At 65.7% G+C, this 26,525-nt stretch carries 24 protein-coding genes; 6 read left to right on the top strand and 18 right to left on the bottom strand.

The genetic code is table 11. From position 1 onward, the window contains the following. Positions 1-82 precede the first annotated feature (82 nt). The 5 genes from ACIGJE_RS08360 to ACIGJE_RS08340 form a co-directional block, all read right to left on the bottom strand. Complete coding sequence (locus ACIGJE_RS08360) at positions 83-1,861, bottom strand: acyl-CoA dehydrogenase C-terminal domain-containing protein (RefSeq protein ID WP_415080270.1); 1,779 nt, start codon at positions 1,859-1,861, stop codon at positions 83-85. Between the two features lie 18 nt (positions 1,862-1,879). Then, positions 1,880-2,320 carry a MerR family transcriptional regulator gene (locus tag ACIGJE_RS08355; RefSeq protein WP_311940930.1) on the bottom strand — a complete coding sequence of 147 codons (441 nt, stop codon included), beginning with the start codon at positions 2,318-2,320 and terminating at the stop codon, positions 1,880-1,882. Positions 2,321-2,722: 402 nt separating this feature from the next. Further along, positions 2,723-2,968: a hypothetical protein gene (locus ACIGJE_RS08350; RefSeq protein WP_394313867.1), complete on the bottom strand. Its 246-nt coding sequence runs from the start codon at positions 2,966-2,968 to the stop codon at positions 2,723-2,725. Positions 2,969-3,056: 88 nt separating this feature from the next. Further along, complete coding sequence (locus ACIGJE_RS08345) at positions 3,057-4,349, bottom strand: hypothetical protein (RefSeq protein WP_483679782.1); 1,293 nt, start codon at positions 4,347-4,349, stop codon at positions 3,057-3,059. A gap of 9 nt (positions 4,350-4,358) precedes the next feature. After that, positions 4,359-5,150, bottom strand: a complete 792-nt coding sequence (locus tag ACIGJE_RS08340) for a caspase family protein (protein ID WP_483679780.1) — start codon at positions 5,148-5,150, stop codon at positions 4,359-4,361. A gap of 85 nt (positions 5,151-5,235) precedes the next feature. Between ACIGJE_RS08340 and ACIGJE_RS08335 the strand changes: the two genes are divergently transcribed. Then, positions 5,236-5,922 carry a class I SAM-dependent methyltransferase gene (locus ACIGJE_RS08335; protein WP_415080268.1) on the top strand — a complete coding sequence of 229 codons (687 nt, stop codon included), beginning with the start codon at positions 5,236-5,238 and terminating at the stop codon, positions 5,920-5,922. On the opposite strand, the gene ACIGJE_RS08330 is transcribed toward ACIGJE_RS08335, so the two are convergent. Together ACIGJE_RS08330 and ACIGJE_RS08325 are read right to left on the bottom strand one after the other, a co-directional pair. Then, on the bottom strand, positions 5,910-6,584 hold the full coding sequence (locus tag ACIGJE_RS08330) for an outer membrane protein (protein WP_415080267.1): 675 nt from the start codon (positions 6,582-6,584) through the stop codon (positions 5,910-5,912). The two genes, ACIGJE_RS08335 and ACIGJE_RS08330, sit on opposite strands and share 13 nt — an antisense overlap. Before the next feature lie 98 nt (positions 6,585-6,682). After that, a complete protein-coding gene (locus ACIGJE_RS08325; RefSeq protein ID WP_415080266.1) occupies positions 6,683-8,617 on the bottom strand; it encodes a caspase family protein in 1,935 nt (644 codons plus the stop codon). 358 nt (positions 8,618-8,975) lie between these two features. On the opposite strand from ACIGJE_RS08325, the gene ACIGJE_RS08320 reads away from it, so the two are divergent. Next, complete coding sequence (locus tag ACIGJE_RS08320; protein ID WP_483679583.1) at positions 8,976-9,911, top strand: IS110 family RNA-guided transposase; 936 nt, start codon at positions 8,976-8,978, stop codon at positions 9,909-9,911. Between the two features lie 29 nt (positions 9,912-9,940). On the opposite strand, the gene ACIGJE_RS08315 is transcribed toward ACIGJE_RS08320, so the two are convergent. From ACIGJE_RS08315 to ACIGJE_RS08295, 5 genes are all read right to left on the bottom strand, one after another. After that, on the bottom strand, positions 9,941-10,525 hold the full coding sequence (locus tag ACIGJE_RS08315) for an amino acid synthesis family protein (RefSeq protein ID WP_311940945.1): 585 nt from the start codon (positions 10,523-10,525) through the stop codon (positions 9,941-9,943). 195 nt (positions 10,526-10,720) lie between these two features. Continuing rightward, positions 10,721-11,305 (bottom strand): amino acid synthesis family protein, encoded by a 585-nt coding sequence (locus ACIGJE_RS08310; RefSeq protein ID WP_415087212.1) that lies wholly within the window; start codon positions 11,303-11,305, stop codon positions 10,721-10,723. Position 11,306: 1 nt separating this feature from the next. Beyond that, the gene (locus ACIGJE_RS08305; protein ID WP_415087214.1) at positions 11,307-12,179 is read right to left on the bottom strand and encodes a UPF0280 family protein; all 873 of its coding nucleotides are present in this window, start codon (positions 12,177-12,179) and stop codon (positions 11,307-11,309) included. After that, positions 12,176-13,591, bottom strand: coding sequence for a 6-hydroxynicotinate reductase (locus ACIGJE_RS08300; RefSeq protein WP_415087232.1), 1,416 nt, complete (start codon positions 13,589-13,591; stop codon positions 12,176-12,178). Before ACIGJE_RS08300 ends, ACIGJE_RS08305 begins: the two co-directional genes overlap by 4 nt. A gap of 169 nt (positions 13,592-13,760) precedes the next feature. Beyond that, the gene (locus ACIGJE_RS08295) at positions 13,761-14,831 is read right to left on the bottom strand and encodes a LacI family DNA-binding transcriptional regulator (RefSeq protein WP_311940952.1); all 1,071 of its coding nucleotides are present in this window, start codon (positions 14,829-14,831) and stop codon (positions 13,761-13,763) included. Positions 14,832-14,967: 136 nt separating this feature from the next. Between ACIGJE_RS08295 and ACIGJE_RS08290 the strand changes: the two genes are divergently transcribed. From ACIGJE_RS08290 to ACIGJE_RS08280, 3 genes are all read left to right on the top strand, one after another. Then, positions 14,968-15,759: an ABC transporter substrate-binding protein gene (locus ACIGJE_RS08290; protein ID WP_311941032.1), complete on the top strand. Its 792-nt coding sequence runs from the start codon at positions 14,968-14,970 to the stop codon at positions 15,757-15,759. A gap of 263 nt (positions 15,760-16,022) precedes the next feature. Next, positions 16,023-17,552, top strand: a complete 1,530-nt coding sequence (locus ACIGJE_RS08285; RefSeq protein WP_415087216.1) for an amino acid ABC transporter permease/ATP-binding protein — start codon at positions 16,023-16,025, stop codon at positions 17,550-17,552. A 48-nt stretch (positions 17,553-17,600) separates the two neighbouring features. Next, positions 17,601-18,734: an NAD(P)/FAD-dependent oxidoreductase gene (locus ACIGJE_RS08280; protein ID WP_394313850.1), complete on the top strand. Its 1,134-nt coding sequence runs from the start codon at positions 17,601-17,603 to the stop codon at positions 18,732-18,734. A 12-nt stretch (positions 18,735-18,746) separates the two neighbouring features. Here ACIGJE_RS08280 and mprF read toward each other — a convergent pair whose 3' ends face one another. From mprF to ACIGJE_RS08255, 5 genes are all read right to left on the bottom strand, one after another. Then, positions 18,747-21,404: a bifunctional lysylphosphatidylglycerol flippase/synthetase MprF gene (gene mprF / locus ACIGJE_RS08275; RefSeq protein ID WP_415087218.1), complete on the bottom strand. Its 2,658-nt coding sequence runs from the start codon at positions 21,402-21,404 to the stop codon at positions 18,747-18,749. 112 nt (positions 21,405-21,516) lie between these two features. Continuing rightward, positions 21,517-21,879 (bottom strand): helix-turn-helix domain-containing protein, encoded by a 363-nt coding sequence (locus ACIGJE_RS08270; RefSeq protein ID WP_311940964.1) that lies wholly within the window; start codon positions 21,877-21,879, stop codon positions 21,517-21,519. Beyond that, entirely contained in the window at positions 21,876-22,463 is a 588-nt protein-coding gene (locus tag ACIGJE_RS08265; RefSeq protein ID WP_415087220.1) for a Smr/MutS family protein, read from the bottom strand. The genes ACIGJE_RS08270 and ACIGJE_RS08265 overlap by 4 nt, the downstream gene beginning before the upstream one ends. Further along, positions 22,460-23,695: a murein transglycosylase A gene (gene mltA, locus ACIGJE_RS08260; RefSeq protein ID WP_415087222.1), complete on the bottom strand. Its 1,236-nt coding sequence runs from the start codon at positions 23,693-23,695 to the stop codon at positions 22,460-22,462. Before mltA ends, ACIGJE_RS08265 begins: the two co-directional genes overlap by 4 nt. Before the next feature lie 40 nt (positions 23,696-23,735). Beyond that, positions 23,736-24,434: a Tim44/TimA family putative adaptor protein gene (locus tag ACIGJE_RS08255; protein ID WP_311940974.1), complete on the bottom strand. Its 699-nt coding sequence runs from the start codon at positions 24,432-24,434 to the stop codon at positions 23,736-23,738. A 242-nt stretch (positions 24,435-24,676) separates the two neighbouring features. Between ACIGJE_RS08255 and ACIGJE_RS08250 the strand changes: the two genes are divergently transcribed. Further along, positions 24,677-25,138, top strand: a complete 462-nt coding sequence (locus ACIGJE_RS08250) for an FxsA family protein (protein WP_394313843.1) — start codon at positions 24,677-24,679, stop codon at positions 25,136-25,138. 208 nt (positions 25,139-25,346) lie between these two features. Here the strand turns inward: ACIGJE_RS08250 and ACIGJE_RS08245 are convergent, their stop codons facing one another. Further along, positions 25,347-26,480 carry a Gfo/Idh/MocA family protein gene (locus ACIGJE_RS08245; protein WP_311940979.1) on the bottom strand — a complete coding sequence of 378 codons (1,134 nt, stop codon included), beginning with the start codon at positions 26,478-26,480 and terminating at the stop codon, positions 25,347-25,349. Positions 26,481-26,525 lie beyond the last annotated feature (45 nt).

The following is a 26,525-nucleotide window of genomic DNA, read 5'->3' as shown; positions in this document are numbered from 1 at the left end:
CCCTGGGAGCGCGGACATCCTGTCCGCTCTTCCCCATCAGATTATCTGGCCTGCAAGGGCGGACAAGATGTCCGCGCTCCGATCAAAACGCCTCGGCCGACAGGGCCATCACGTCGCCGGCACCGGCGGTGACGCGGGCCAGGCGCAGTCCGGTTTCCGGCAGCAACCGATCGGCAAAGAATTTCGCCGTAATCAGCTTGTTCTTCGCAAAATCGCTCTCTCCCATTGCCAACGCTGCCTTGGCCATCTGCGCCCACATATAGCCGAGCGCCACCAGGCCGAAGAGATGCAGGTAATCGGTCGAAGCCGCGCCGGCATTGTCGGGCTTGGCCAGGGCATTCTGCATCAGCCACATCGTCGCCTGCTGCAGATGGCCGGCCGAAGCCTTCAGGGGCGCAATATAGGGCTTGAGGGCCTCGTCCGCCTCATGGGCCTTGAGGAAACCGTTCAATTCCCCGAGATAGGCCATCATGGCACGGCCGCCGTCACGCGGCAGTTTGCGGCCGACGAGGTCGAGGGCCTGGATGCCGTTGGCGCCTTCATAGATCAGGGTGATGCGGGCGTCGCGCACGAACTGTTCGACACCAACCTCGGCGATATAACCGTGGCCGCCGAACATTTGCTGGCTATTGATCGCATTCTGCAGGCCGTTTTCGGTGAGGATGGCCTTGACGATCGGGGTCAGCAGGCCGAGACGATCGTCGGCGGCCTGGCGGGCGGGCGCATCGGGCGAACGGCGATGGATATCGGCCTGCAGCGCGGTGGCGAGCGCCAGAGCGCGGCCGCCTTCGTTGAGGGCGCGGGCCGTCATCAGGGTGCGGCGGACATCGGGATGCACGATGATGGGATCGGCCGCCTTGTCGGCCTCCTTGGCACCGGTGAGCGCCCGGCCCTGCAGACGCTCGCGGGCATAGACCGCGGCATTCTGGGTGGCGACCTCGCCGAGCGCCAGGCCCTGCATGCCGACGGCCAGCCGCGCCTCGTTCATCATCACGAACATGGCGGCGAGGCCCTTGTTCTCGACACCGACGAGATAGCCGGTCGCCTCTTCGTAGTTCATCACGCAGGTCGCATTGGCGTGAATGCCCATCTTCTCCTCGATCTTGCCGCAGGAGACCTTGTTGCCGGCGCCGAGGGAGCCGTCGGCATTGACGAGACGTTTCGGGCAGACGAACAGCGAGATGCCCTTGGTACCCGCCGGCGCGCCCTCGATGCGGGCGAGCACCAGATGCACGATATTGTCGGCGAGGTCATGCTCGCCGGCGGAGATGAAGATCTTGGTACCGGAGATCTTGTAGGAGCCATCGCCGGCGGGCACGGCCTTGGTGCGGATCAGGCCGAGATCAGTGCCGCAATGCGGCTCGGTGAGGTTCATGGTGCCGGTCCATTCGCCGGCTATCATCTTGGGCAGATAGGTCTGCTTCTGCGCGTCGCTGCCATGCTCGAGCAAAGCCGCGATGGCGCCCTGGGTCAGGCCCGGATACATGCCGAAAGCCAGATTGGCGCCCGAGACGAATTCCTGCATGACCGAGTTGAGCACCGCCGGCAGTCCGGCGCCGCCATATTCCGCCGGGGCCGGCAAGCCGACCCAGCCGCCTTCGCGGTAGGCCTGGTAGGCCGGCTTGAAACCATCCGGCGTCGTCACCGTGCCGTCGTCGGAACGGATGCAGCCTTCACGGTCGCCGCTGGCATTGAGAGGCTGCAGCAACTCCTCGCACATCTTGGCGCCTTCGCCGAGAATAGCGCCCACGGTCTCGGGCGAGACGTCCTCGAAGCCGGGGAGATTGTTGTATTTGTTGATGTCGAGCACGTCGTTGAGGAGGAACATCACATCCTCCACGGGAGCCTTGTAGCTGGGCATCGGTCTGCTCCTGTTGAATTATTTCTGCTGGCGGCCGAGACGACCGCGCACGATGTCGCGCGCATGGCTGAGTTCGGCATAGGCGTGGTCGATGTCGCGGCGGCGACGGTCGAGCTCGGCGAGCTTCTCCTCGAACCGCTCGAGGGCGACGCGCAGCTGCGTGGCCTGGCCATCGCCGAGATCGTAGAGGTCGAGCATCGACTTGACCTCCTCGAGCGAGAAGCCGACGCTCTTGCCCATCAGGACGAGCTTGAGGCGTGCGCGATCGCGACGGGAATAGATGCGCTCCTGCCCCCGCCTGGTGGGGATCAGCAGGCCCTTCTCTTCATAGAAACGCAGGGTACGCGAGGTCACCTCGAATTCGGTGACCAATTCGTGGATGGTGAACTGCTCCTTGCGTTGTCCACCCTTGCGCGGGTCGGTTGCTTCTTCGGCGAATGCCATCTCGCTCAGTGACATCGGAGACCCCTGCTTTGCAGATGACCGGGAGATATATTCAGTTTACGTTAACGTCAAGATATGATCGTAAAAAAATGAAACCTTTGAGCGCGAAGTTTGTTCCTGCCCCCGCGCGCCGGAACCCCTATCCGCGCCGCTGCCCGTAGAGTTCGCAGAGGGTACCGCTGTAGGGCGGGGCAACTCGGTCGAGCCCCACCGCTCCGAGCCGAGCCTTCTGGTCTCAGCGATGGAGGCCTGGTTGCCGGGGTGGATGACATGGACGATCTCCTGCCATCCCAGTTCCTCTTAGACCCCGATGGCGCAGCGCGTCGCAGCCTCCATGGCCATGGCTCGAAACCCGCCACCCCAGGCAGGCGCAGGACCGGCCTGGCCGTCGCAAGCGCTGGTCCCAGCACAATTGCCTCAATGCCCTCCGTCGCCATGCCCGCAGCCGCCATGGCCATCCCCGCTGCCGACCGGAGCATCGGTGTCGCTGGCGTCCCACTCCGATGCCGCAAAAGCGAAAGAGAGCGGGCGCAAGCGGCGCCGTCTGGAAAGGCGCCGCCTCTCCCAGGCCGCCGAACCCCACAGAATGGCAATCACCAACCCCAGGCCTATGAACAGGCCACCCAGAGCGAGCAGGGCCGTGGTGTAAATGTCGTTTTCCATGCTGCCTCCTGGTGTCACCCCGAAAACAAATGGCCGTCTGCGGAAGAACCCTAGCCGAAATCGGCTCAAGGTCCACGCCGGCGTCGCTCTACGGTGCGGTGGCAACCTCGGCGAAGGTGATCCGGTCGCGTGCGACTTCCTGGCGTTGCGGCGGGGTCAATCCCGCCTCGGCCTTCTGCACCAGGCTTGGTCCGAACAGGCTCTCATCCGGCCAGTCGCGCCAGGGATTCGAGGTCATGTCCAGGCCGACGACCCCGCCCGACATATTGTAGACGAGGGGCCCGGAATTCTGGAACCCGTCAGGAATGGCGGCAAGGCTCACCTTCCTGCCGGTGGCGAGTTCATACACAAAGCCGCCCTTGCGCCCGCTCAGATCAGTCGTCCGGACATAGCGCCCGCTTGGATCGAGCCCGTCGACCTTCTCGTTCGTCGTCTTGACTTCGGTCATCTCATCGCGGGCGAGATCCCAGATTTCCAGGAGCCCATCGCCCAAGCCGATGGAAGAAGCGCCGATCAGATATTTGCGTGTGGGATCGCACAACACGCGCTCAATGGATGCATCGATCGAGCGCAGATGGGTGGTGCGGCTCTCGCGCAGATCGAAGATCGCCACCGCATTCCCGCCGGGTGCCTTCTGCGCACGGATCAGGTCGGCCTGAAGCCTGAGGCAGATCGCATCATTGCCGCCGAAGACGGCGGAAGCCACTTTCGAGGCGTTGACCTTGCCAAGGCCAAGCGCACTTTCCTTGATCCGGATCATGGGCTTGCCCGTGGCGACGTCAATGACCGTCAGGAACCCGGAATTGTCGCCCGCCAGCAGCAGACGGCTCTCATCCGGACTGAAATCCATCATGGAGACCGCGCCTTCGCGCGGCAGGTCGAACAGCTTGGTGCCATCAAGCCCGTTCAAGACCGAGACCTTGCCGGAGGAGCTCACGGCGAGGAACTTGCCGTGTGGGCTGAACAGCAGATTGCGGGCGCCCGTCTCAAGAGCCAGCCTCGCCACGATCTTGCCCTTGTCCGTCGACCACAAATCGAGTTCGCCGGACTGGTAGTCGGCACTGGACGCCAGGAGGCCAACGCGGTCCAGCGGCGAGACAGCAGTCCAGAGAATGGTCTTGCCCGTGTCGACGGGCAGCTTGATCTGGCGGCTCTGAACGGCGGTGTAGAGCGCCAGATAGGCCTTGGGAAAGCGCTTCAGCGCAGTATCGTCCGACTGGGAGGGCAGTCCCTTCAGCGCCTCGATGATCGCCGCCTGCTTGTCACTGTCCTGGTAGAGCAGTTCCAGCGAACGGGTGGCATGATTGTTGGAGACGGACTGGGCCTCGGCCAGGGTCTGGCCGCCGCCGAGCTTGAGTTCGTCGGTCAGGGAGGATTTCATCCAGGGCGTCTAGGCCCAATCGGTCTCTTCCCCCACCGCCTTGGTGACGTCGCTCATGATGCGCTGGATCGAATAGCCGGAGGTGCCGACCGCCTTGACGAAGGCACCGGTGAAGGGGCTGAGCTCGCCCTTGCCGTCCAGCGCCACCGCATTGGGCGAGGTGGCATAGGCCACCATCAGCCCGCGCGCCTGCACGGCGCCCGGCGCTGCCGTGGCTCCCGCCCCCTCGACCCGGGCGAGGCCGCGCCCGGTCGAGACCGAAAGCCCGGCCTGACCGCCCTCGGCCATCGGGTTGTTGCGGCAGGCATCGAGGAAGACCAGGGTCGCCTTGGCGCCTTTCTGCAGCGTGTCGACGATCGGCTGCACCGGCACGAAGCCATGCTGGAGATCCTTCGAGGTGGCATCGGTGGCCACCAGATAGTTCTCGTCTTTGATCTGGATGCCGTGGCCGGAATAATAGAACATCGCCACATCGGCCCCGACCGCGCCGGCATAGGCGGTGGCGAGGCAGTTCTGCAGGCTCGCGCTGTCGGCATCACCGGCGAGGAAGATTTCGAAGCCGAGCGCCCCCATCGCCTTGGCGACAGCCTCGGCGTCCCTGGACGGATTGAGCAGGGCTGGAATGCCATTGCCATAGCCGCCATTGCCGACGATGACAGCCACCCGCTTGCCGCTTGCCCCGGCCGGCGCGGCCCGGTGCTCGCAGGTCCCGGCGGCCCAAGCCGAGCCGTTCGGACCGGTTGCAAGAATCCCCAGGGTCGCGATGAATGTGATGGCAATCAGGCCATGAATGCTCTTCATGATTCCCCCAGACTCACGCTTGCTTCCCTGAGGTCAGCGCGAAGTTTGACGTAAACACGGCGGAAGGTCGAGCCTCCGGGTAAGCATGCAGGACTACGAGAAACGATACCGGGACCTGCGCGCCGCCGGCCTGCCGGGTTGGGCCGGAGATTGTCATGCCGGCAATCGGCTGAAGCTCGCTGCGATGTTGGACGACCTCCATCGATCCGATCTCCTGCCGCCTGCCCCGTGCCCTGCCCTCGAACTCGGCTGCGGCAATGCCGCCATGGCAGCCCTGCTGCTGGCCGAACGCGGCTATCGGGTGCACGGCATCGATATCTCGCCAACGGCCATCGACTGGGCCCATGAAACCTTCGAGGCCGCCGGGCTTGCTGGCCATTTCATCCGGGGTGATGTGCGCACCATGCCCGATTTCGACGCGGCATCTTTCGCTTTGGTCTTCGACGGCGCCTGCCTGCACTGCCTGATCGGCGCGGATCGCAGCCTTTGCCTGGCGGAAATTCGCCGCATTCTGCAGCCAGGCGGCATCTTCATCGCCAGTACCATGTGCGGCCCGCCGCGTTCGCCCGAAGCGTGTGCCCGCTATGACGTGGAACGCCAATGCCTTGTCGACGGCGGCGTTCCAAGCCGTACTCTCAGGCCGCTGCCGGCACTCCTGGCCGAATTGGGTGAGGCCGGATTCGACATCGTGGATCACCGTATCCGCCGCAATCCCTGGTGGGATCACGCCACGATCATCGCCTGTCCGGCCCCTCGCCTTCAGAATTTGTAGCTCACGCCGAGCAGGGCCGTGGTCTCGTGGAAACGGACCTTGCCTGGATTGGCCGCCCGGATCCGCCATTTGCCGAAATCGCTGTAGCGCACCTCGCCGCGCACCGACCAATTGTCGTTGAGCGCATATTCGAGGCCGGCGCCGACGGTCCAGCCGGCCCGGGTGGTACTGGCCGAAAAAGCCCCGAGGCCGGGGGCGTTGACGTTGTATTTCTGGTTGGCGAAGGCGACGCCGGCGGTCAGATAAGGCAGGAAGCGGTCGAAGGCATAGCCGACCCGCCCGCGGATCGAGCCCTGCCAGTCGCTCTTGAAGCGGACGCTATAAGGGACGGCACCGGCGACGCTGTGGCGCGTCTTCGACAGGGAGGTGTAGTCGATGTCGCCTTCCAGCCCGACCACCACATTGTTCTCGAACTGGTAATTGTAGCCGGCATGCAGGCCGCCGATGAAACCGACGTCGTTGAAATTCTGACGATAGCCGCCGATGTCGGCACTGATCCTGGCATTGCCGAACACGGCCCCGGCATGGGCACCGACATAGAAGCCGGTCCAGCTATAGGGCACCACCGGGGCGATCGGCTCGGCGGTGGTGTAGCCGAGGTCGGCGGCCAGGACCGGGGTGGCGCTCGCGATGAGGGCGGCTAGGGCAAGACGCAGACGCATGGGACAGTTCCTGTTGGGGATTGCTGTCCTGTTGATGACATGACCTGCGATTCCTGCCTGTATCGTCAGAAACAGGCCCTATCTGCCATCGAAGAGGCCTATTTCGCCAGCACGAAGGCCTGCAGGGCTGCCAACGTGTCGGCCCCGTAGCTGCCGTCCGGGGCGCGATTGAGCAGGCCGGCCTTGGCCAGCCGCTGCTCGACGGCCTTGCGCAGCTGCGGCGTAAGCGAGGTCGAGGCCTTGTCGATCAGGAGACCGCGGGCCACCGGCGAGCCGCCCCTCAAGGCTTCCAGGCCGTAGTCGGCCGCCTTGCCGGGATCGCGCTTGATGCCACCAGCCCCCGCCATCAGGAACGGTATCAGGCTGGCCTTGGCATTGAGGTTGCCGATCGCCGCGGCCCTCTCGAAGAAATCCGTGGCCCTGCCGAAATCGCGCGGCCCGCCAATGCCGTTGGCCGCCATGTTCCCGAGCATGACGTTGCCGTCGCCATCGCCCAGTTCGGCCGCACGCTGGAACAGCTTGCGGGCCGTGGCGAAATCCTTCACCGCTCCAGTCTGGCCGAGCAGCACATAGCCGACCCGCAGCATGGTCTGGGTGTGCTCGGTCTCGACGAGCTTGTCGATCCATTGGCGCGCCTCTCCAGCATTCTTGGGCACGCCCGTGCCCTGCAGATAGAGCACGGCCAGGAAGCCCATCGCCTGCGGATCGCCGGTGTCGGCGGCCTTCCGGTACCATTGCGCCGCCTGCACGGCATCGCGCGGGCGGCCGGTACCATTCTCGAACTCGATGGCGATATTGCGCATAGCCGAGATATTGCCGGCCGCCGCGGCCTGGTCGAACAGGGCCACGGCACGCGGCAGATCCATGGGGCCGCCCTCGCCCGTCTCCAGCATCAGGGCCAGGTCCGACATGGCCGAGACCGAGCCCGCGGCGGCGGCCTTGGTCAGCAGGTCCCGCGCCTCGGCATCGCTGCCGGCGACATCGAGCGCCCGCGCCAGCTGGAACTGCACGCGCCGATCCTCGGGAGCGGCGGCCAGGGCCGCCCGGCAGGCTTCGACGGCCAGGCGGGGCTGGATGCGGTTGAACTCGACACCGGGCACGCCGGAGGGGCGGTCCATGTCCTGTGGCGAAGCCGCCATCTTGTCGCATCCTTCCACCGCAGCCTGGGCAGCAGCGTCGAGTGGCGCGGGTACGGGCGTCTGTGGTGCAGGCGTGGGCAATACAGGCGGCACCGGGGTGGGCGCCGCAGCGCCGCCCGCGAAATAGAAATCGCCGAGCAGCGAGAAGGTCACCTCGGGCAGTTGCCGCTCATTGGTGGCCTTGTAGACATTGGCGGCGACACGGCGGAACAAGGCACCAATCTCGACCCCAGGCTTGCCGACCTCCCCCAGAAAGGCCGCGGCAAAGGGGCTGTTGCGGCCGCCGCCATCGGCGGCGACGGCGCCGGGCTGGGTGGAATAGGCGATCACGCTGCCGGCCGTCTGCTGGATGCGCGCGAGGCCGCGGCTGATGCCGATCGAACGCGTCGGACTCGCCTTGGACAAAAGCTGCTGGGCCAGGGGATTGTCGCGGCAGGCATCGAGCATGACGATGCGCACGCCGTTGGCGCGCTGCAGGTCGTTGAGGATGTCGTCGACCCGCGCCATCTCGTAATTGACATCGCCGACGCCGGTCAGCTTGGCATCGACGGGCATCAGATAGTTCGAGCCCTGGAACTGGAAACCGTGGCCGCCATAATAGAACAGCGCCGCATCGGCGCCCTCGGCCTCGTTGGCGAAACGCCTGAAGGCATCGTCCATGCCGCGCTTGTCGAGGTCATAGCCTTCGACCACCGTAAAGCCGACCGCCTTCAGGGCCTTGGCGACGTCGGTGGCATCGTTGCGGGGATTGGGCAGCGGCACGGTGTTGCGATAGGCCGAATTGCCGATCACCAAGGCGATGCGCTTGTCCGCCCAAGCAGGAGCGGAGAGAGCCGTGCACCCGACCAGCACAAAGGCAAGACCGGCAAGCATCGGCCGGAGTGAAAACCGCATCCTCGAAGCTCCCTGTCGCTGCCTGCGCCGGACCGTCGGCCGAAGCAGAGCCGTCGGCAATGCCCCAGGGAACAGATCGGGCGAGGCGGCGTCAAGGTGTCTTGAACAGCGAGTCTCGGGTGCACGGGCATCTTGCCCGTTCTTGGAAACGCAGCACTCGCAGGATCGGAAGAACGAGCAAGATGCCCGTGCACCCTGTGTAGTTAGACTGTGTCAGGATTGGTGCGGGCGAGAGACCGTGTGCACCCAGGCCCCTTGAGGCCGTTTTCCGGCTTGGTCCTCGCCCGCGTTGCAGTACCCAACCTGAACAGTTGATCGAGGCCGCACCACCGGACCTCGTAGCACAGGGATAGGCGCGATGATCATACACCCTGGCTTCATCGGGATCGATGTCTCCAAGCACCATCTCGACATTTTCAATGCCATCACCCAGCATGTCGAACGCATCGACAACACGGCGCAGGCGATCATCTCAACCTTCGAGCTGCTGCAAGCCGATCCGATCAAGCTCATCGTCTTCGAGGCGACCGGGTCTTATGATGGGTCGCTACGCTCTGCTTTGACGAGCCTGCAATTGCCCTTTGTTCGCGTCAATCCAGCCCGAGCCCGCGACTTTGCCAAATCCATCGGCCTGCTGGCCAAGACCGACGCCATCGATGCGCGCATGCTCGCCGCCATGGCTCAGTGCCTCAACCTGCAAGCCGATCCGGCCGATGATCCTCATCGCCAACAACTGGCCTTGCTGCACAAACGCCGCGACCAGTTCGTCGCCACCCGCAAGCAGGAACTGACACGCCTGGCTCAAGCCGACATGGCCCAGATCCGAGACAGCCTCCTGGATCATCTTGCCTGGCTGGAGGCGGCCATTGCCAGCCTCGACCAGCACATCTCCCTCCTCATTGCTCGACATGACAGCCTCGAGCAAAGGCGCCGGCTGATGTGCTCAACACCAGGCATCGGCAGGGTCATTTCCACGACCCTGCTGGCTCTCCTGCCCGAACTCGGCCAACGCTCGTCCAAGACCATCGCCGCCTTGGCAGGCCTGGCCCCCTTCAATCGCGATAGCGGCCTTATGCGCGGCACACGCCAGATCAGAGGCGGAAGACGACGCGTGCGACAGGCCCTCTACATGGCCGCCGTTTCAGCCAGCCGGTCCAAATCCCTCTTCGCTGAGACTTACCGCGCATTGCGACAAGCCGGAAAGCCACCAAAACTGGCTCTCATCGCCTTGGCCCGAAAGATTCTCGTCACTCTCAATGCCATCGTGCGAGATCAGACCCCCTTCAAGGCATGACACTCGCTCAACTACAGTTGCCGGATCCCTCAGCGCAAGCCGTCCTCGCCCTTGATCTCGGCCTTGGTCAGGCCGCCGACGCGCGGCAAAGGGCGCCCGCTGTCAGTGACGACGATCGCGACCAGGATCTCGTCGGCGCGCGGCGCGTCGGGAACGCGCACTTCCATGGCATCGAAATGGCTGCGCACATAGGCCGCGTCCTTGTGGCCGAGCGGCACGTCGAGCACGCCGCCGAGGCCGCAGCGCTTCTTGGCGGACGGGATCAGGGCCGCGCCCTTGCCGAGCACTTTGCGCACCGGCGTGCCCATTTTCGGATGAAGGATGGCGGCGGCATGTTCGAGTTCGCCATTCTCGCCCACGGCCGCAGCCTTGCCATAACTCTCGGCAGCTGTCCCCTCGATGCCGAGGGCGGCGACGGCACGCTCGGTCAGCAAGGCGCCGAGCTCCTCGCCGATCTCCATCAACGGCGTGAGATCCTCGACATAGCGGCCGGCGAAGGGATTGGCGATCACGGCAATCGCAGCCGCGCGCCTGACCGGCGGCTCGATGGGACGATCCATCTCGCGGCGCACTTCCTCGACGAAGGTGACGAGCTTGCGGATGCTGGCTGGCATGATGACGGTCCTTTCCGGAGCAGAGTTAGGTCTCGCCGGTCAACAGGTGAATCGAATTGGCTCGACCTTTGTCATTGCCGGGCTTGACCCGGCAATCCAGGGCCCCTTTCCAGACATCGAAGGCGGGACTTCTGGATGCCCGGGTCATGCCCGGGCATGACAAAGGTGGCGCTTCAGTTATTTCCGGACGATGCCTCAGCGCAGACCGTCCACGCCCTTCACGTCCTTGGCCGCGAGGCCGCCGACGCGGGCGTGGATGCGTGCGCCCGTGGTCATCACCAGGACGAGCAGGAGTTCGTCGGCCTTCGGTCCATCGGCGAGCCCCACCTCCATGGCGTCGAAATGGCTGCGCACATAGGAGGCGTTGATATGGGTGACGGGCACGTCGAGCCGCGTGCCGGGGCCGCCGAGCTTCTTGGCCGACGGCACGATCGCCTTGGCGTCCCCGAGAATCTCGCGCATGGCATAGCCGCCGGGCACATGCCAGAGCGCGCCATGCTCGAGTTCGCCGGCGGCGCCAACGATGGCGCCCTTGCCGTATCCCTGGACATCCCCGGCCTTGCCGCCAAGCGCCGCCAGCAAGGCGGCGGCCATCTCGACGCCGAGTGGCTTCAACTCCTCCATGAAGGGCGCAATCTCCTCGACATAGCGCCCCGCAAAGGGGTTGTGGATCACGCTCAGAATGGCGCCACGCTTCAGGGGCATGGCACTCACGGGACCGCCTTCGTGGAAAATCTCTTCGACGATGACGGCGCGCTTGCGCAGGACGATCTCGGACATGTCAGGCGGCTTTCGGTTGCAGCAGAGTGTTGGCAGTCGACACCAGCGTGGTGACGCCGGCAAGATGGAGGGCAGCGGCACGGATCAGCCCGCTGTCGAGCAGGCTGCGAGCCTTCGCTTCCCCCGCCCGCAGGGCCATGGCGATATCCCCATCCGCGAGAGGTCCGACGGCGCGCGTCACCAGGCGTTCGCCGAGATCGCTGTCGGGCTGTAGGGAAGACGCCGACACCCGCTGGATGGCGGAATGGCCGGGCAGGTCGACGGCATTGGCGATGATGGTGGCCGCCGCATCGGCTACCGCGGCATTGCCGGCCAGCACGGTGACGGCATCGGCGATACCGAGCGAAAAGCTGCGTCCGCGCCAGCCGGAGGTAGCGATGCCGCCAATGCCCTCGCCTGCCCGCACATGGCTGCGGGCGAACAGGCTCGGCCTGTCGGGGCGGTCGACCAGGCCGATGGCGAAATCCTCGCCCTCGGCCAGATAGAGGGCGATGTCGCCGCCATTGTTGACGAAGGCGCGGTCGAGCGGCACCGCTGCGCGCATCGCCACCAGGATCTCGTCCGCCACGGCGCCGGCCACCGCGGCCATCGGGGTGATGAAATGGCTGCCGGCATGGGGCGCGACCGCGGCCTGCATGCGCCGCGCGACCACGCCTCGGGCGAGCAGGCTGCCTGCCGTGTGTGGCGCCCGCAGCAGCGGTAGTTCCTCGCAGAGCGTTTCCAGCAGGCCCTCGAAACGCTGCGCCGCCGCTGCGTAAGCAACCCGCACAGCCTCGGGCTCGGCCTGCGCCTCGATGATGAGATCGATCGGGCCATGCTGCAAATGCAGGCGCCTGTGATCGTTCAGGAACGCCGCCTGCGGCCCGGCCCTCATCCGTGCGACCTCCGGGCCGCATGGGGCGCGAAAGGCCAGGGATTGTCGGCACGCTGGGCGAGATCGACCCCCTCGCGCAGGCTTGAGAGCGGCCTGACATGGCCCATATGGCCGCCCATCGCCTCGTAGTCGTCGAGCCGCAGGGTGAACTCGATCGGGGCGACCAGAGCCGGGGTCGGCACATAGCCGAAGGCGTTGTCGGGCAGGCGGGTGACGTCGACCATGAAGGTGATGCCGCCGCCCGGCCAGACATAGACGGGCGCGCCGCCGCAGGTGACATAGGTCAGGGCGTCCTTGACCGAGCGGGTCAGCCGCACCGGGTTTTCGGTGACCCCGGCCCTCAGGGATCCGCCGGCACCGCCGATGAACAGCACCGTGGCGAGGGCCGGCTCGCAATTTTCGGCAATGCGCTCCACCGACTCCACCAGCGATGCCGGTAGGTCCCGCGGCACCGGCTGCAGCGTCTCGTCGAGCTCGTAATAGCCGTGATGCTCCCCGGTCGTGCTCACCATCAAGAGGCGCAGGCCCGGCCAGGCGGTCTTGGCATCGAACGGGCCAAGAATGGCAAGAGGGTCGTCGATATTGGTACCGCCCCAGCCGGTACCGGGTTCTGCCACCTGGAAATAGCGTCCGGGCGTGGAGCGTCGCCCCTTGAGCTTGATGCCGGTATCGGGAATGTCGAGCAGCTTGCCGGCCTGGTGCTCGGACAGAACGCCGGTGATGTGGTCGTCGACCACCACCACCTCGTCAGCCTTGCCGAGCCACTGCCGCGCGAAGATGCCGATGGTGGCCGAGCCGCAACCCACCCGCATGCGCTGTTCGAGCTGCCCGTTGACGACGGGCGCCTTGCCGGCCTCGATCACCAGCGTGGCGCCGCCATCGACGGTCATCTCGACCGGCTTGCGGTTGCACAGATCGAGCAGGGCATCGCAGGTGACGCGCCCCTCCTTCTTCGAGCCGCCGGTGAGGTGATGCACGCCGCCCAGCGACAGCATCTGCGAGCCATATTCGCCAGTGGTGACATGGCCGATCGCCTCCCCGTTCACCCGCACCGTGCTCTGCTCGGGGCCGACGAAGCGATCCGTGTCGATCTTCACTTTGACGCCGCAATAGGAGAAGATGCCCTCTGTCACCACCGTGACCATGTCGACGCCTTCGACCTCGGACGAGACGATGAAGGGGGCCGGCTTATAGTCGGGATAGGTGGTGCCCGCGCCGATGGCGGTGACGAATTTCTCCGGATTCGGCACCAGGGAACCGTCCCATCCCTTGCTGCCGCCGAAGGGCACGAGGTCGCCACCTTCGGAAACGGTGCGTTCCAGGAGAATATGCGGATCGACCCTGACCAGCGTGCCATTGTCGTTGGCGTAGCGGTCGCAGGCCCCGGCCATGCCCGGCTTGATGTAGCACATCACCGGGCAGGCATCGCAGCGGATCTTGCCGTCCGGCGAGGCCACCGGAACCGGCGCCTCAAACTCGCTATGCGCGGAAAACTCACTATAAGAAGGCATGGAGCGAGCTCCCGAAGGCGGGTCAAATTCGTTTGTATACTAACGATACTCGACCCGGTATCCCCTTTTGTCAAGACCGGGGCGGCGCCACCGATTCACGCCGGATCAGGATCGTGTCGAGGATGTGCCTGCGTGGTGGCGCCTTGTCGCCCATGATGCGCGCCACCAGCATCTGGGCCGCGGCCGCTCCAAGTTCGTAGGAGGGCTGGGACACCACGCTCACCAGCGGAGAGACCGCGCTCGTCCAATCGGCATCGTCGAAACTCACCAGCGACAGGTCGCCGGGAATGTGAAGCCCCAGGGCCCGGGCGGCCCGGAACACTTCGAGTGCAATCTTGCTGTCGGATGCCAGCAAGGCGGTCGGTCGGCCAGGGGCCCGCAACAGATCCAGAAGTATCGTCTGCGAGCGAGCCGTCTTGGCCGCATCCAGGCGTATCTGCCGCTCTGCCTCGGTCAGGCCCGCAATATCCGAGGCTTCCAGGAAACCGGCAATGCGGTTGAGCACGGTCGTGAGAGGAATCTGTTCGGGGCCGCGATAGTGCACATCGGCGGCGGCCGTGGCGGTAATGTAGGCGAGCCGGCGGTGCCCCGCGGCGAGGAGCAATTGCGTGGCCTCCCGCGCCGCCTTGTGGTCGTCGACGAGCGCCACATCCACCGACAGCCCCGGTACGTCACGGTCGAGCAGCACCAGGGGACAAGCGCGGCCCAGGGCATCCTGAAGATGGCTGCCATCATGGCGCGTGGCCGGCGCAACGATCAGCCCGTCGACGCGCTTGGCGAGGAAGACTTCGGTGGAGGCCTTTTCCGTGGCGAGCGTCTCACCGGAATTGGACAGGATGACATCGAAGCCCGCCTGGGCCGCAACGTCGCTGATCCCGCGCACGGCCAGCCCGAAAAAGGGGTTCTCGATATCGCCGACGATCACCCCGATCGTGCCGGAACGCCCCGTCGCCATGGTGCGCGCGAGTTCGTTGGGCCGATAGTCGAGCCGCCGCGCAGCTTCCAGGATCCGGTCCTTCAGATCCGCACGCACGGCGCCATAGCCACCCAACGCCCTGGCTGCCGTCGCCTTCGACACCTGGGCGGCTCGCGCCACATCGGCGACGGTCACGGGTCGTCGGGTGGGATTGTGCTTGTCCATGCTCGCCACTATCGCCTTTGCCGGAGCTGCGTCAATGCGAAGTTTCAATTGAAGAGACCGGTCTCTCATGTTAAGAGACCGGTCTCAATAAAAAATCCAGGGGAAATAAATGAAGAATCCCAATCGACGCGACGTGATGGCCGCCACCGCGCTCGGCGCACTGGCATGGATGACGGCCGGCGGCGGGCGCGCCGCCGCGAGCAGCAATCCCTACAATCTCATCGATGCCGGAACGATCAGCGTCGGCAGCATGGGAGACGCCAAGCCCTACACCTTCACCGACGCCAACGGCGAATTCAGCGGCTTCGACATCGAACTGTTCCGGGACGTCGCGCGCAGGCTGGGCTTCGACAAGGATCACGTGACATTCACCGGCCAGGATTTCTCGGCCCTGCTTCCCTCGGTCGCCAATGGCCGCTTCGACGTGGCCGTCGCCGCCATCGGCACCACCGAGGCGCGCAAGAAAACCGTCGACTTCTCCGATGGCTACCTGGCGGGTTACCTGACGGTGCTGACTTCCCAGGCCGGGATCAAGAGCGCCGACGATCTCGCCGGCAAGCGCCTGGGCGCCGTGCAGGGTACGCTGCAGGAGACCTACGCCAAGACCCACTTCACCAAGTCGGACATCGTCAACTTTCCGGACAATAATTCGGCCATCTCCGCCCTCAACAGCGGCACGGTCGATGCCCATTTCCTCGACTACGAAGCGGCCAAGCAATATGGAGAACGCTTCAAGGGCCTGAAGCTGGCGATCAACATCCCCTCCTTCGACGCGCCGGCCGGTTTCGTCGTCAAGAAGGGCAACGACGCCCTTCGCCAGGCCCTCAACAAGGCGTTGCATGACGCCATGCAGGATGGCACCTGGAAAACCCTCTACACCAAATGGTTCCCGGGATCGCCGATGCCCGAGCAATATCTGCCCAAATGACATCGCCCAAGTGACATCGTCCAAGTGACATCTGCCCAAGCGGGCCGCTTGACAGCCGGTGCTGAAGCAGGGCGGGGGACACGACGCGGGTGCATCTGTTGGGAGAAATCCTGGGAGAAACCGCGTCGAGCCCGTGCTCACCCCTCTCTTGCTCCCCTTCCTTGTTTCCAAGCCAATCCGCTGGATTGGCTGGAGCGTCTTTGCGATTCCCGATGATCCCTCCCACTCGCAAGGCGCTTTAGCTTGCCACGAAAGACCACCCAATGAGCTGGTTCGATATCCTCCAGCGGAGTTTCTTCGATTGGGACTCCATGGCGGAGGTGCTGCCCAACATGCTGATGGTGGGCCTGAAGAACACCCTGATCCTGGCCGTCGCCTCGACATTGCTGGGCATCGTCATCGGCATGGTGCTGGCCGTGATGGGCATCTCCCGCGCGGCCTGGATCCGCCTGCCCGCCCGCATCTACACCGATGTCTTTCGCGGCCTGCCGGCCATCGTCACCATCCTGCTGATCGGCCAGGGCTTTGCCGGCATCGGCCGCCAGATCTTCGGGCCGTCGCCCTATCCGCTCGGCATCCTGGCGCTGAGCCTGATCGCCGGCGCCTATATCGGCGAAATCTTCCGTGCGGGCATCCAGAGCGTGGAGCGCGGCCAGCTCGAAGCCTGCCGTGCCCTCGGCATGACCTATCCCAAGGGCATGCGCCTCATCGTCATCCCCCAGGGCGTGCGCCGCGTGCTGCCCGCCCTGGTCAACCAGTTCATCGGCAACATCAAGGATTCGAGCCTGGTCTACTTTCTCGGATTGCTGGCATCCGAGCGGGAGCTGTTCCGGGTGGGCCAGGACCAGGCCGTGGTGTCGGGCAATCTCTCGCCCCTGATGCTGGCCGGTATCTTCTACCTCGTCATCACCGTGCCGCTGACGCATGTCGTCAACGCCATCGACGGGCGCCTGCGCACCGGCCGCAAGGTCAGCGCGGTTACCAGCGGCCTGGAGGAGGTGCGCGAGCTCGACGAGACGCCGGCAGGCCATCCTTCGGACGCCGGAGCCGGCCTGCCGATGGCGATCCGAGGCGCCCGCCTCGATGTCATCGGCCTCGACATGGCCTATGGCGATTTCAAGGTCCTGAGAGGCGTGAGCCTGAAGGCCGAAGCCGGCACGATCACCTGCGTGATCGGCCCCTCGGGGTCCGGCAAATCGACGTTGCTGCGCTGCCTCAATCGCCTCGCCGAGCCCGTCTCGGGCGATATTCGTCTGGACGGGCAGAGCGTGCTGGGCATGAAGCCGGACCTGCTCCGCCGCCGTGTCGGCATGGTATTCCAACAGTTCAACCTCTTCCCCGACCATACGGCGATCGGCAATGTCGAACTCGCCTTGCGCAAGGTTCAGGGGCTTTCGACGGCCGAATCCCGCCGTATCGCCGAGGAACGTCTGGCCGAGGTAGGCCTCGCAACCCGGATGAACCATCGGCCGATCGACCTGTCGGGCGGGCAGCAGCAGCGCGTTGCGATCGCCAGGGCGCTGGCGCTCAAGCCCGAACTGATGCTGTTCGACGAAGTCACCAGCGCACTCGACCCGGAACTGGTGAAAGGCGTGCTCAATCTCATGGCACGGCTCGGCAAGAGCGGCATGACCATGGTCGTGGTCACGCATGAGATGAACTTCGCGCGCCGGGTCGCCGACCAGGTGGTGTTCATGGACGAGGGGCAGGTCGTCGAGGCCGGTCCCCCGGATGCCATCTTCGACAATCCCCAAAGCCCCCGTCTGCGGCGCTTCCTGTCGGAAATGCTGTGACGGTCCCGGCCCTCATCCAAATCCAATCTTGCCTTGAAAGTTCCAGCCATGACTGCAGCATCGTCCACATCCCGCGCCATCGTCGTCGGCGGCGGCATCTTCGGCGTCTCGGCCGCCACCCATCTCGTCCGCCTCGGCATCGCCACCACGCTGGTGACGGAGAGCCGGCCGGCCAGCGGTGCCTCGGGGCGGTCTCTGGCCTGGCTCAATTCGTCACGGCGACGCTCGGCGGCCTATCACCAGTTGCGCATGATCGGCATCGATCGCTACCGCACGCTGGCGGCACGCCATCCGGAGGCAGCCTGGCTGCGTTTCGACGGAGGCCTGACCTGGGATGCCGATGACGCGACCAACGAGATCCGCTCCGTCTTCGCCCATGAGCGGGCCCTGGGATATGACGCCCTCCTCCTTTCCCCGGAAGAGGTTGCCGACGTGACACCCGGCATCGATTGGCGAGCGATCACGCCCCAGGGCGCGATCTTCAATCCCGGCGAAGGCTGGGTCGACCTGCCGTCGGTGATCGAGGTGATGCTGGCCGAATTCATCGAAAAAGGCGGTGCCCTGGTGACCGATGCGGGCAAGGCCAGCGTACAGCTCACGGCCGGACGCGCCAGTGGTGTCTCGATCGCCGACGGCCGCCTGTTCGAGGCCGATGCGGTTCTGGTCGCGACCGGCGCCGACGTTCCCGCCCTCGTCGCCAGGGAAGGCCGGTTCATCGCCGACTCCACCCCGATCGCACTCCTCGTCCGCACCAAGCCGATCGCAACCAGGCTGCGCGCCGTATTGAACACACCGCGGGTCGCGGTTCGCCCCACGCCGAGCGGCGCCCTCGTGCTCGACTCAGCCTGGTCGGAGGAAGAAATCGTGATACGCGACGACGGCAGCTTCGAAATCCGGCAATCCACCATTCACGGCCTGCTGGAAGAAGCCTCAAGGGTGCTTGAGGGCAACCCGACGCTGGAGCTCGACGGCTACGGTGCCGGTCCCAAGCCCATTCCGGGTGACGGCGACCCGGTCTTCGGGGCCATCGAGGGCATTCCCGGCTACCACGTCGCCTTCAGCCATAGCGGCGCGACGCTTGGGCTCATCGCCGGAGAGCTCCTGGCCGGCGAGATTGCCTGGGGCTCCCCTCATCCCCTGCTGGCGCCCTTCCGGGCCCAGCGCTTCGCCAAAGCGGCCTGAAGCGCATCGCCGTCAGCTCCGCGCCGACAATCCCTTGTCGGCGCGCACCTCGCCATCCCCACCCTTCTCGATCAGGGTGGTGACGTCCTGAAGGATGTGCGGCAGGGCGAAACCGGCCGTACAGGCGAGATAGCGCGGCTCGAAGCGGGGATTGAAGCGGGCCTTGAAACCGCGCAGCGCGTCGAAATTGGCGATGTGGTCACCGAAGCGGAACAGTAGCGGCGTGACGCGCTGCCAGGCCGGGCCGAGATTCTCGCCCGCCTGCGCCGGGTTGGGCGTCAGGCCGAGGTCGAAGCGCTTGGCACCGCGCGCCTTGGCCAGGCGGATGAGGCGCAGCAGCATGAAATCGAGCGTCGAGATGCCGAGCTCCGGCAGATAGCGCAGGATGTCGACGGCCCACTCCTCATTGTCCGCGCTGCGCATCACCACGGCAAAGCCGACCACCGCGCCGGCCCGGCGCAGGATGGCGCAGTCATTGGTCCGGATCCAGCTGGGCGAAAAGCGCCCGACGACGAAATGGCCCTCGCTTCGCCCGGTACCGGCGAGCCAGGAGCGGGACACCGCTTCCAGAGTCGGCATGATCGTGGCCGTGGCGCCGGCAGGAACCAGATCCAGGCTGAGGGCGTGGATATCGGCCCAGGAGAAGATCGCATTGGCACCGGCATAGGGTTCGTCCCCCAGGCTGGCAAGATCGACGCTGGCATGGTCGCCGATCGGCGTCAGCGTCAGGCCGGCCTCCAGATAGTCGGCCCGCATCCGTGGCGAGGCGGACAGGATCACCGGCCACAGTCTCTGCTGCTCCGCCCTTTCGCCGAAGACCCAGAGCAGGTCCTGCACCATGGCCGGATCGCCCATCGGATCGCCCAGCGCGATCGACGAGGCCCCGGCGCGGGCCACCACCATGGCGGCATTGCCCTGGTCGTTGGCAAGCAGCATCTGGCCCGGCAGCAAAGCGAGCCTGGCCTCTGCCGAAGGCACCCGCGCGACCAGGCCCGATATGTCGATCGACGCCGCTGGCACCAGGGCGATGCCACCCTTCCAATAGGCGCTCAGGATACCGATGACGATGGCGGCTGCGACCGCCAGGCTGGTCGAACGCAGGAAGCGCGACATCTCATCGCCATAGCCGAAGGTGACCCACAGTTCCGGCGTGTAGTCGACGAAGCGGAAGGCGAAGAAGCCGATCCACACCGTCACGGCCAGCATGGCGGCGATCGCGCCGAGCAGGAGCGGCGAATAATCGATGCCGAACAGCCAGGCACCACGCGGAAAGGCCGGCCGGCTGAGGGCGAGCACCATAAGGGCGCAGCACAGGGTCAGCATGAAGCGCCAATCGGCGCTGCGCAGCAGGGTGGCGACGGTGGCGATCACCAGGACGATCATCGCCGTGCGCCAGGCGGCCTCCATGCGCCGGATCAGGCCGCGCGCCAGGAACAGCAGCGCCACGCCCGAGAGCGATGCGATGACATGGGCCGTCTCCACCACCGGCAACGGCACCAGGCTGGTGAGCAGGATGCGGCGGGCTTCGGTGGCCGGCACCGCGCCGGTGATCAGCAGGGCACCACCGGCAAGGAACATGGCGCCCGCCACCAGGATCGGGGCGAGCGGCTTCATGATGCCGGCGACTTGGTCGACCATCTTGCCGACGACATGGCGCCGGCGCGCCAGCTCATAGGCCCCCAGGATCGCCAGAGCGAGGGCGAAAGGCACGAAATAATAGATGACGCGGTAGAGGATGATGCGGCCGAGCAGATCGTCCTTGGCGATGGTCGGCAGCGCGATCAGCATGGTGGTCTCGAACACGCCGATGCCGCCGGGCGCGTGGCTGAGCACGCCGAGGAAAGCCGCCAGCACATAGATCACCATGAAGGTGAAGAAGGGCACGCTCGCCGCCTGGTCCGGCAGCAGGATGTAGAGCGCGCCGGCCCCGGCACAGACATCGAAGATGCCGAGCACGATCTGCGCGGCGGTGACCTTGCCGCCCGGCAGCGGCATCGACCAGCCCTCGACGGCAACGACACGCCGGCCGGTCGAGACATAGCCGACATAACCGACGATCACCGCGATGATGGCGACGCCGATCGACATGTTGAGCGAGAGCGGCAGATGGTCGACGCCCGCCACCGATCCCGGCACCAGCACCAGGCCGAGCGCCAGCACCGCGCCCATGCCGAGCCAGAAGGTCAGGGTGCACACCAGCGTCAGCGCCGCGATCTGCGGCGCCGACAGCCCGGCTCCACCATAGACGCGGTAGCGCACCGCGCCGGCGGTCAATAGCGGCACGCCGAGCGTGTAGCTGATCGCATAGGAGGTGAAGGAGCCGATGGCTGCGGTGGAATAGGGAATGTCCTTGGCGCCGATCTGGCGTAGCGCCAGGCCGTCATAGCCGGTCAAGGCCAGATAGGAGAGCGCGGTGAACAGGATCGACAGGGCGATTGCCATGGTCGGCGTGGCGGTGAAGGCGGCCACCACCTTTTCCGGTTCGACACCACGCAGGATCGAGGCCAGCACGACGAGCGCACCGACGAACAGGCCGATCGACAGGATCGGCCCGACATAGCGCCAGGGCACGCGGCGCAGCAGGCGCCGCACGGTGGAGAGCCTCTCATTCTCAGGCGGCAGGACGAGCAATCTCGCGGTCTGCTTGTTCTCGTCCTTGTTCGCCGTCACACACCAACTCCCGAAATACCGGCTCTTGTCGAACGGCTTGCCTTATGCGCGCAGGAAGACCGAATTGTGAAGAGGGGCGTGGTGCGATTTGGTACGCCCGGAGTTCCAACCTTCATGCGCCATCGATCGCCTTCAACCTTGCCAGCATCGCCTCGACCTCCGCCTCGGGCAGTTTCGCGATGTCCTGGGCAAGGCGGTTGGCAAGCTCGGTGGCCTGCGGCGTCAGGCCGGCGGTGTCGACCACGACGCGCGGATCGGACAGCGCAGCCAGGCGCTGCAGATCCTCGGCCTCGTCCCAGATGATGTTGAAATGGGTGATGATCCGCTGCAGCAGGATCCAGGTCGGCTGCCCGCGCTTGCCATGCTCGAGGGCCGACAGATAGGCGGCCGAGACGCCGAGCGCCTCCGCCATCTCCTTGAGGCTTTGGCCGCGGGCCGCGCGCAGGGCGCGCAATCTGGCACCAAAGGGGGTCATCGGTCGCCGAGCCTGCGGATACGGCGCAGCCGGACATAGAGGGCGCCGCTGCCGCCATGCCCGTGATGCGCCTCCTCGAAGCCGAGGATCAGCGGCCTGAGATCGGGCATGCGCAACCATTGCGGCACGACACGGCGCAGCACCCCGCGCTCATCGCCCGAAAACGTCATATCGCCGCCGCCGCCTTTGCCGGTGATGACCAGCACCATGGAATAGCCGCGCATCTGGGCAATGGCGAGGAAGCCGCGCAAGGCGCCGTGGGCCTCGGCCTGGCGCATGCCGTGCAGATCGATCCGGGCGTCGATGGCGCGCGTGCCGCGCACGACCTGGCGCCGCTCGCGCTTGTCGATGGGTGCTATCGGCGGTATCGGCGGCGCGGCCGGAGGCTTGGCCGGACGGCTGGCCGCCGATTTCGGTTTCACCGCCGGTTTGACCTGTGGTGCGGCCGGTTCAGGCAGGGTGTCCGCCGCCTTCGTCGCCGCCTTGGCCAGCTTGCGGCGGCGGCGTTTCAGCGGGATGACTTCCCGGGTGACGAAGGCCCAGAGTTCGCTATCCTCGGCGGACAATCCTTTGCGGCGGCTCATGGTCGCCCCCCGGCGCCATCTTTGGCGTCAGGCTGCGATTTGGGCCATAGCACGTAGAAGCCGCCGCCATGGCGGACAGCGCCGGCAACCGCTCCCGCCTTGGCGCCCGATCCGAAGAAGATGTCGGCGCGTGCCGGGCCGATGATGGCCGATCCCGTATCCTGGGCGATCATCAGCTTGCGGATGGGCTCGGGCTTCACCCCGCCACCGACATCGGGGATTGCCGTCTCGACGAAGACGGGCAAGCCATAGGGCCAGATCCTGCGGTCGATGGCGATGGAACGCAGCGGCGTGACCGGCAGGCCCTCGCCGCCGATCGGGCCGGCATCGGCGCCGAGGAAGGGAGCCACCTTGAAGAAGACGAAGGATTTGTTCACCCACATCACCTCGCGCGCCTGCTTGGGGTCGCGCGCCAGGAAATCCCGCAAACCCGCCATGGTGACGTCGCGGGGTGGGATGTTGAGCCTGTCGGCCACCGCCTTGCCGATGGCGGAATAGGGCTGGCCGTTCTTGCCGGCATAGGCAAAGCGCACAACGCTGCCGGTCGGCAGCCGCAGCCGCCCCGAGCCCTGCACCTGCATGAAGAAGCGGTCGACGGGATCGGCGACATAGGCGATCTCGAGGCCCTTCCCGTCGAGGGCTCCCTGCTCGATCGCCTTGCGATCCGGATAGACTTCGAGGCTGCCGTCGAGCTTGCGCCGGGCTGCGCTGTAGCCCTGGAAGCCCGGCGGTATGGCGTTGGGCTCGAAGCTGACCAGATCTGCCGGCCGGTCATAGAGCGGGGTCTGGAACTCGCCCTCGCGCACCAGCGAACCCCGGATCTCGGGCTCGTAATAACCGGTGTAGAAGGCCTTTCCGCCGGTGGGCCCGCTGCCCTTCTGCGTGGTGATGCGCCAGGCGTTGAAATGGGCCTGGAAGAAGGCGCGGGCGGCGGGCGCATCCAGCGCGCCGCGCTTCAAGGCCTCGCCGCAAAGGCGCGCGAGGTCCTCGGGAACCGGTACACCGGCATCGAGTGCGGGATTGTTCTCGGCCTGGGAGCGGCAGGAGGCGAGCCAGACCTGCCAGGCCTTGGCGTGATCGTCCCGTTTCCATCCGGCGAGCTTGCCGAAAGGCACCCGCGTAGCCGTCGCTCCCGCCGGCAGCGGCGGTGGCGACGGACGTTCGCCCGCCCAGGCTAGACTGGCCGCGACGAAGAAAGCGACGAAGGGCCCGACTCGGCGCAAGATCCCCATGACATCGATACCGTGGCCCGCCCGCCTCTTCCGACCGCGCTCAACCGCCGGTCGCCACGAGGCGCCAATTCGGATCCTTCGTGCTGGTATCGCGCGCGAATGTCCAGGTGTCGGTGACAACAGCCACCTGATCGACGCTTCCGTCGACGACCGCGCCATTCCTGTCCTTGGTGGCACTGATCATCTGCGAGACGAAATTGACGGTCAGTTCGGCGACGCGGCCCTTGACGCCGGCGGCGACGATATCGGCCTTGTCGATCGAAACGAAATTGGCCTGCACGGTCTCGCCACGCGCCTCGCGCTCGGTGATGTCCTGGGAAAACGCGTCGAAATTCTCGCGTGACAGCAGGTTCTTCAGGGTCTTGCGGTCACCATTGTTGAAGGCGGTAACGATCATTTCATAGGCCGCCTTGGCGCCCGGGACGAAGCTCTGGGGCTGGAAACTCGGATCGACAGTCGCGATCGCATCGAACCCGGCTGCGAGGGGCGTGTCCTTCTCGGCAAAACCTTCCCAGCGGAAAGCTGACGTCGGCGCCTGCGTTTCGATCGGGGATTCGGCATCGCGCTGCGGCGGATTGGCGGCCCTGTCGTCGCGGGACGCAGGCTGGGCATCGCGCCGCAATCCCTCGAATGTCGGAGGCTCGGCGCCGGTGCGCTCCCCCAGCACGGAACGCAGCTTGAAGATCACGAACACCGCGAGCCCCAGAAACACCAGCGTGATGATATCAAAACTACCCATTTGTGCCTTCAGCATCCCCACCGACCGAGTGACGACTCGAAATAACGGCTCAAGCCCCCTGTGGCAATGCCACAATCCTCACCTATATGGTGTGCATCGAGCAGTTTGCCAGCTTCATGCTACCATGAAGGGCAAACATGGCCAGCATGCGGCGTATGCCGTTGCGCAAGGTCTTGCCCAGAGGGAACCGCAAAGACGCATTTTTGGCAAAACGCGTCCTTGCTCCAGGAGAAACGACACCGATGATCGCACGCAGCTTCAATGTTCCCGCTGGCTGGGCATGGCTCGGGCTGGCCGGACTTGTGATCCTGCCCTTCGCGGAAATCGCCGCTTTCGTCTGGGTCGCGAGCCGGATCGGCATCGCGCTTGCGCTGATCGCCCTGGTGGCGACCTCCTTCATCGGCGCATCGCTGCTGCGCCGGCAGGGCACGAGCGTGTTCTCCCGCCTGATGCGGGCAATGCAGGGCGGTGAGCCGAACAACGGCGCCGCCCGCGAGAGCCTGATGGTGGCGCTCGGCGGTGTCTTGATGATCATTCCCGGTTTCGTCACCGACGTCATCGGCTTCGCCCTCCTTCTGCCGAGCCTGTTGCGGCAGTGGCGCGAAGGGCCGGTTCCTGCCCCTCAGGGGCGCACCGGCACCGCGAGCAGCGATCCCAAGGTTATCGACCTAGGTCGCGACGAATGGAAGCCGGTGGACGAGTAAGGCCGGCCCGCCGCATGCGACGAGTACGCATGCCGTTCGTCTCCCAGACAGGCTCGACCTTTGTCATGCCCGGGCTTCGACCCGGCAATCCAGCTTCAAGCGCCGGGCCGCTGGATGCCCGGGTCGAAGCCCGGGCATGACAAAGGTCAGCGTTTTTTCACGAAGAAGCCGTTGGTCGGAAGCTAGAGCCGCTGATCGACGGCCAGCTTCAGGCCAGCAGTCCCCTCGCCTCCTCGTCGCCGAGCGGCGCGGGCCGCTCGCAGCCCTGTTCGATCAGCACCGGTCGCTTCTGCTCGGCGGCGGTGAGGATGCCTTCCATCACCGCAAGGACGTGCAAGCCGATCTCGCCGCTGGCACGATGGGGACGGCCGTCGATGATGCCCCGTGCCATGTCGGCGAGGCCGAGGCCGCGATAATTGGCATTGACGGGATGGTCGGCCGGCCAGTTCGGCTGGCCGAACCGGTCGCCGGACGAAGCATGGCTTTCCCAGGCTTCGCGTGGGCGGGCCAGCGAAACCTCGCCGCCGAACCAGTTGGGATCGGGCACGCGCAGCGACGCGTCGGTGCCGTGCAGCTCGATCGGCTGCTGGCCATGGGCCCAGACATCCCAGCTTGCCAGGAAGGTGATCTGCGCACCGGACTTGAAGGCAAGCAGGGCCTGGATGCTGGTGGGCGTCTCCACCGCGATGCTCTGTCCCTTGAAGGGCGAGCCCTCCGTGGTCACCACCCGCTCCGCAAAACCGCTCTGGCTGAGGGCCATCACCGAAGCGACCGGCCCCAACAGGTTGACCAGGGTGGAGAGATAATAGGGGCCCATGTCGAAGACGGGCCCGGCGCCGGGTTTGAAGAAGAACTCCGGATTGGGGTGCCAGTGCTCCATGCCATGGCCGAGCACGGCGGCCGTGCCGATCAGCGGCCGGCCGATCTCGCCCGCATCGATCCGCAGCCTCGACTGCTGGATGGCGGCACCCAGCACGGTATCGGGAGCGCAGCCGACCCTCAGGCCCTTCGATTTCGCCGCCTCCATCAGCGCAACGCCGTCGGTGAGGCGTGTGGCGAGCGGCTTTTCACCATAGACGTGCTTGCCGGCCGCAATCGCGGCGCGCGAGACCTCGGCATGCGCCTCGGGCACGGTAAGGTTGAGCACGATATCGACATCGTCACTCGCCAGCAGCGCCTCGATGCTGCGCCGCTGCAGGTTGTATTTCTGGGCCTGTTTCTTGGCTGCTTCCTCCCTGAGGTCGGCGCAGGCGACGAAATCGAAATCGCGAAACAGGGCGGCGTTGAGAAGGTAGATGTCCGAAATATTGCCGCAGCCGATCAATCCGACGCGTAAGGGCATGGTGGTCTCCAGGAACTTTGGTGCGCCGGACTTCGGACCCGGCAT

This window comes from Labrys sp. E2SS-1L, from assembly GCF_057073705.1.
The sequence above is the reverse complement of the archived record's forward strand: the minus strand, read 5'-3'. Positions and strand labels throughout refer to the sequence as shown.

Coding starts and splice junctions, on each gene's coding strand:
- ACIGJE_RS08350 (WP_394313867.1), bottom strand. CDS start 2,968: ATGGAAAACGACATTTACACCACGGCCCTGCTCGCTCTGGGTGGCCTG.
- mltA (WP_415087222.1), bottom strand. CDS start 23,695: ATGGGGATCTTGCGCCGAGTCGGGCCCTTCGTCGCTTTCTTCGTCGCG.
- ACIGJE_RS08265 (WP_415087220.1), bottom strand. CDS start 22,463: ATGAGCCGCCGCAAAGGATTGTCCGCCGAGGATAGCGAACTCTGGGCC.
- ACIGJE_RS08285 (WP_415087216.1), top strand. CDS start 16,023: ATGAGCTGGTTCGATATCCTCCAGCGGAGTTTCTTCGATTGGGACTCC.
- ACIGJE_RS08255 (WP_311940974.1), bottom strand. CDS start 24,434: ATGGGTAGTTTTGATATCATCACGCTGGTGTTTCTGGGGCTCGCGGTG.
- ACIGJE_RS08355 (WP_311940930.1), bottom strand. CDS start 2,320: ATGTCACTGAGCGAGATGGCATTCGCCGAAGAAGCAACCGACCCGCGC.
- ACIGJE_RS08325 (WP_415080266.1), bottom strand. CDS start 8,617: ATGCGGTTTTCACTCCGGCCGATGCTTGCCGGTCTTGCCTTTGTGCTG.
- ACIGJE_RS08250 (WP_394313843.1), top strand. CDS start 24,677: ATGATCGCACGCAGCTTCAATGTTCCCGCTGGCTGGGCATGGCTCGGG.
- ACIGJE_RS08290 (WP_311941032.1), top strand. CDS start 14,968: ATGGCCGCCACCGCGCTCGGCGCACTGGCATGGATGACGGCCGGCGGC.
- ACIGJE_RS08295 (WP_311940952.1), bottom strand. CDS start 14,831: ATGGACAAGCACAATCCCACCCGACGACCCGTGACCGTCGCCGATGTG.
- ACIGJE_RS08360 (WP_415080270.1), bottom strand. CDS start 1,861: ATGCCCAGCTACAAGGCTCCCGTGGAGGATGTGATGTTCCTCCTCAAC.
- ACIGJE_RS08310 (WP_415087212.1), bottom strand. CDS start 11,305: ATGTCCGAGATCGTCCTGCGCAAGCGCGCCGTCATCGTCGAAGAGATT.
- ACIGJE_RS08280 (WP_394313850.1), top strand. CDS start 17,601: ATGACTGCAGCATCGTCCACATCCCGCGCCATCGTCGTCGGCGGCGGC.
- ACIGJE_RS08315 (WP_311940945.1), bottom strand. CDS start 10,525: ATGCCAGCCAGCATCCGCAAGCTCGTCACCTTCGTCGAGGAAGTGCGC.
- ACIGJE_RS08330 (WP_415080267.1), bottom strand. CDS start 6,584: ATGCGTCTGCGTCTTGCCCTAGCCGCCCTCATCGCGAGCGCCACCCCG.
- ACIGJE_RS08340 (WP_483679780.1), bottom strand. CDS start 5,150: ATGAAGAGCATTCATGGCCTGATTGCCATCACATTCATCGCGACCCTG.
- ACIGJE_RS08305 (WP_415087214.1), bottom strand. CDS start 12,179: ATGAGGGCCGGGCCGCAGGCGGCGTTCCTGAACGATCACAGGCGCCTG.
- ACIGJE_RS08300 (WP_415087232.1), bottom strand. CDS start 13,591: ATGTGCTACATCAAGCCGGGCATGGCCGGGGCCTGCGACCGCTACGCC.
- ACIGJE_RS08335 (WP_415080268.1), top strand. CDS start 5,236: ATGCAGGACTACGAGAAACGATACCGGGACCTGCGCGCCGCCGGCCTG.
- ACIGJE_RS08270 (WP_311940964.1), bottom strand. CDS start 21,879: ATGACCCCCTTTGGTGCCAGATTGCGCGCCCTGCGCGCGGCCCGCGGC.
- ACIGJE_RS08345 (WP_483679782.1), bottom strand. CDS start 4,349: ATGAAATCCTCCCTGACCGACGAACTCAAGCTCGGCGGCGGCCAGACC.
- ACIGJE_RS08320 (WP_483679583.1), top strand. CDS start 8,976: ATGATCATACACCCTGGCTTCATCGGGATCGATGTCTCCAAGCACCAT.
- ACIGJE_RS08245 (WP_311940979.1), bottom strand. CDS start 26,480: ATGCCCTTACGCGTCGGATTGATCGGCTGCGGCAATATTTCGGACATC.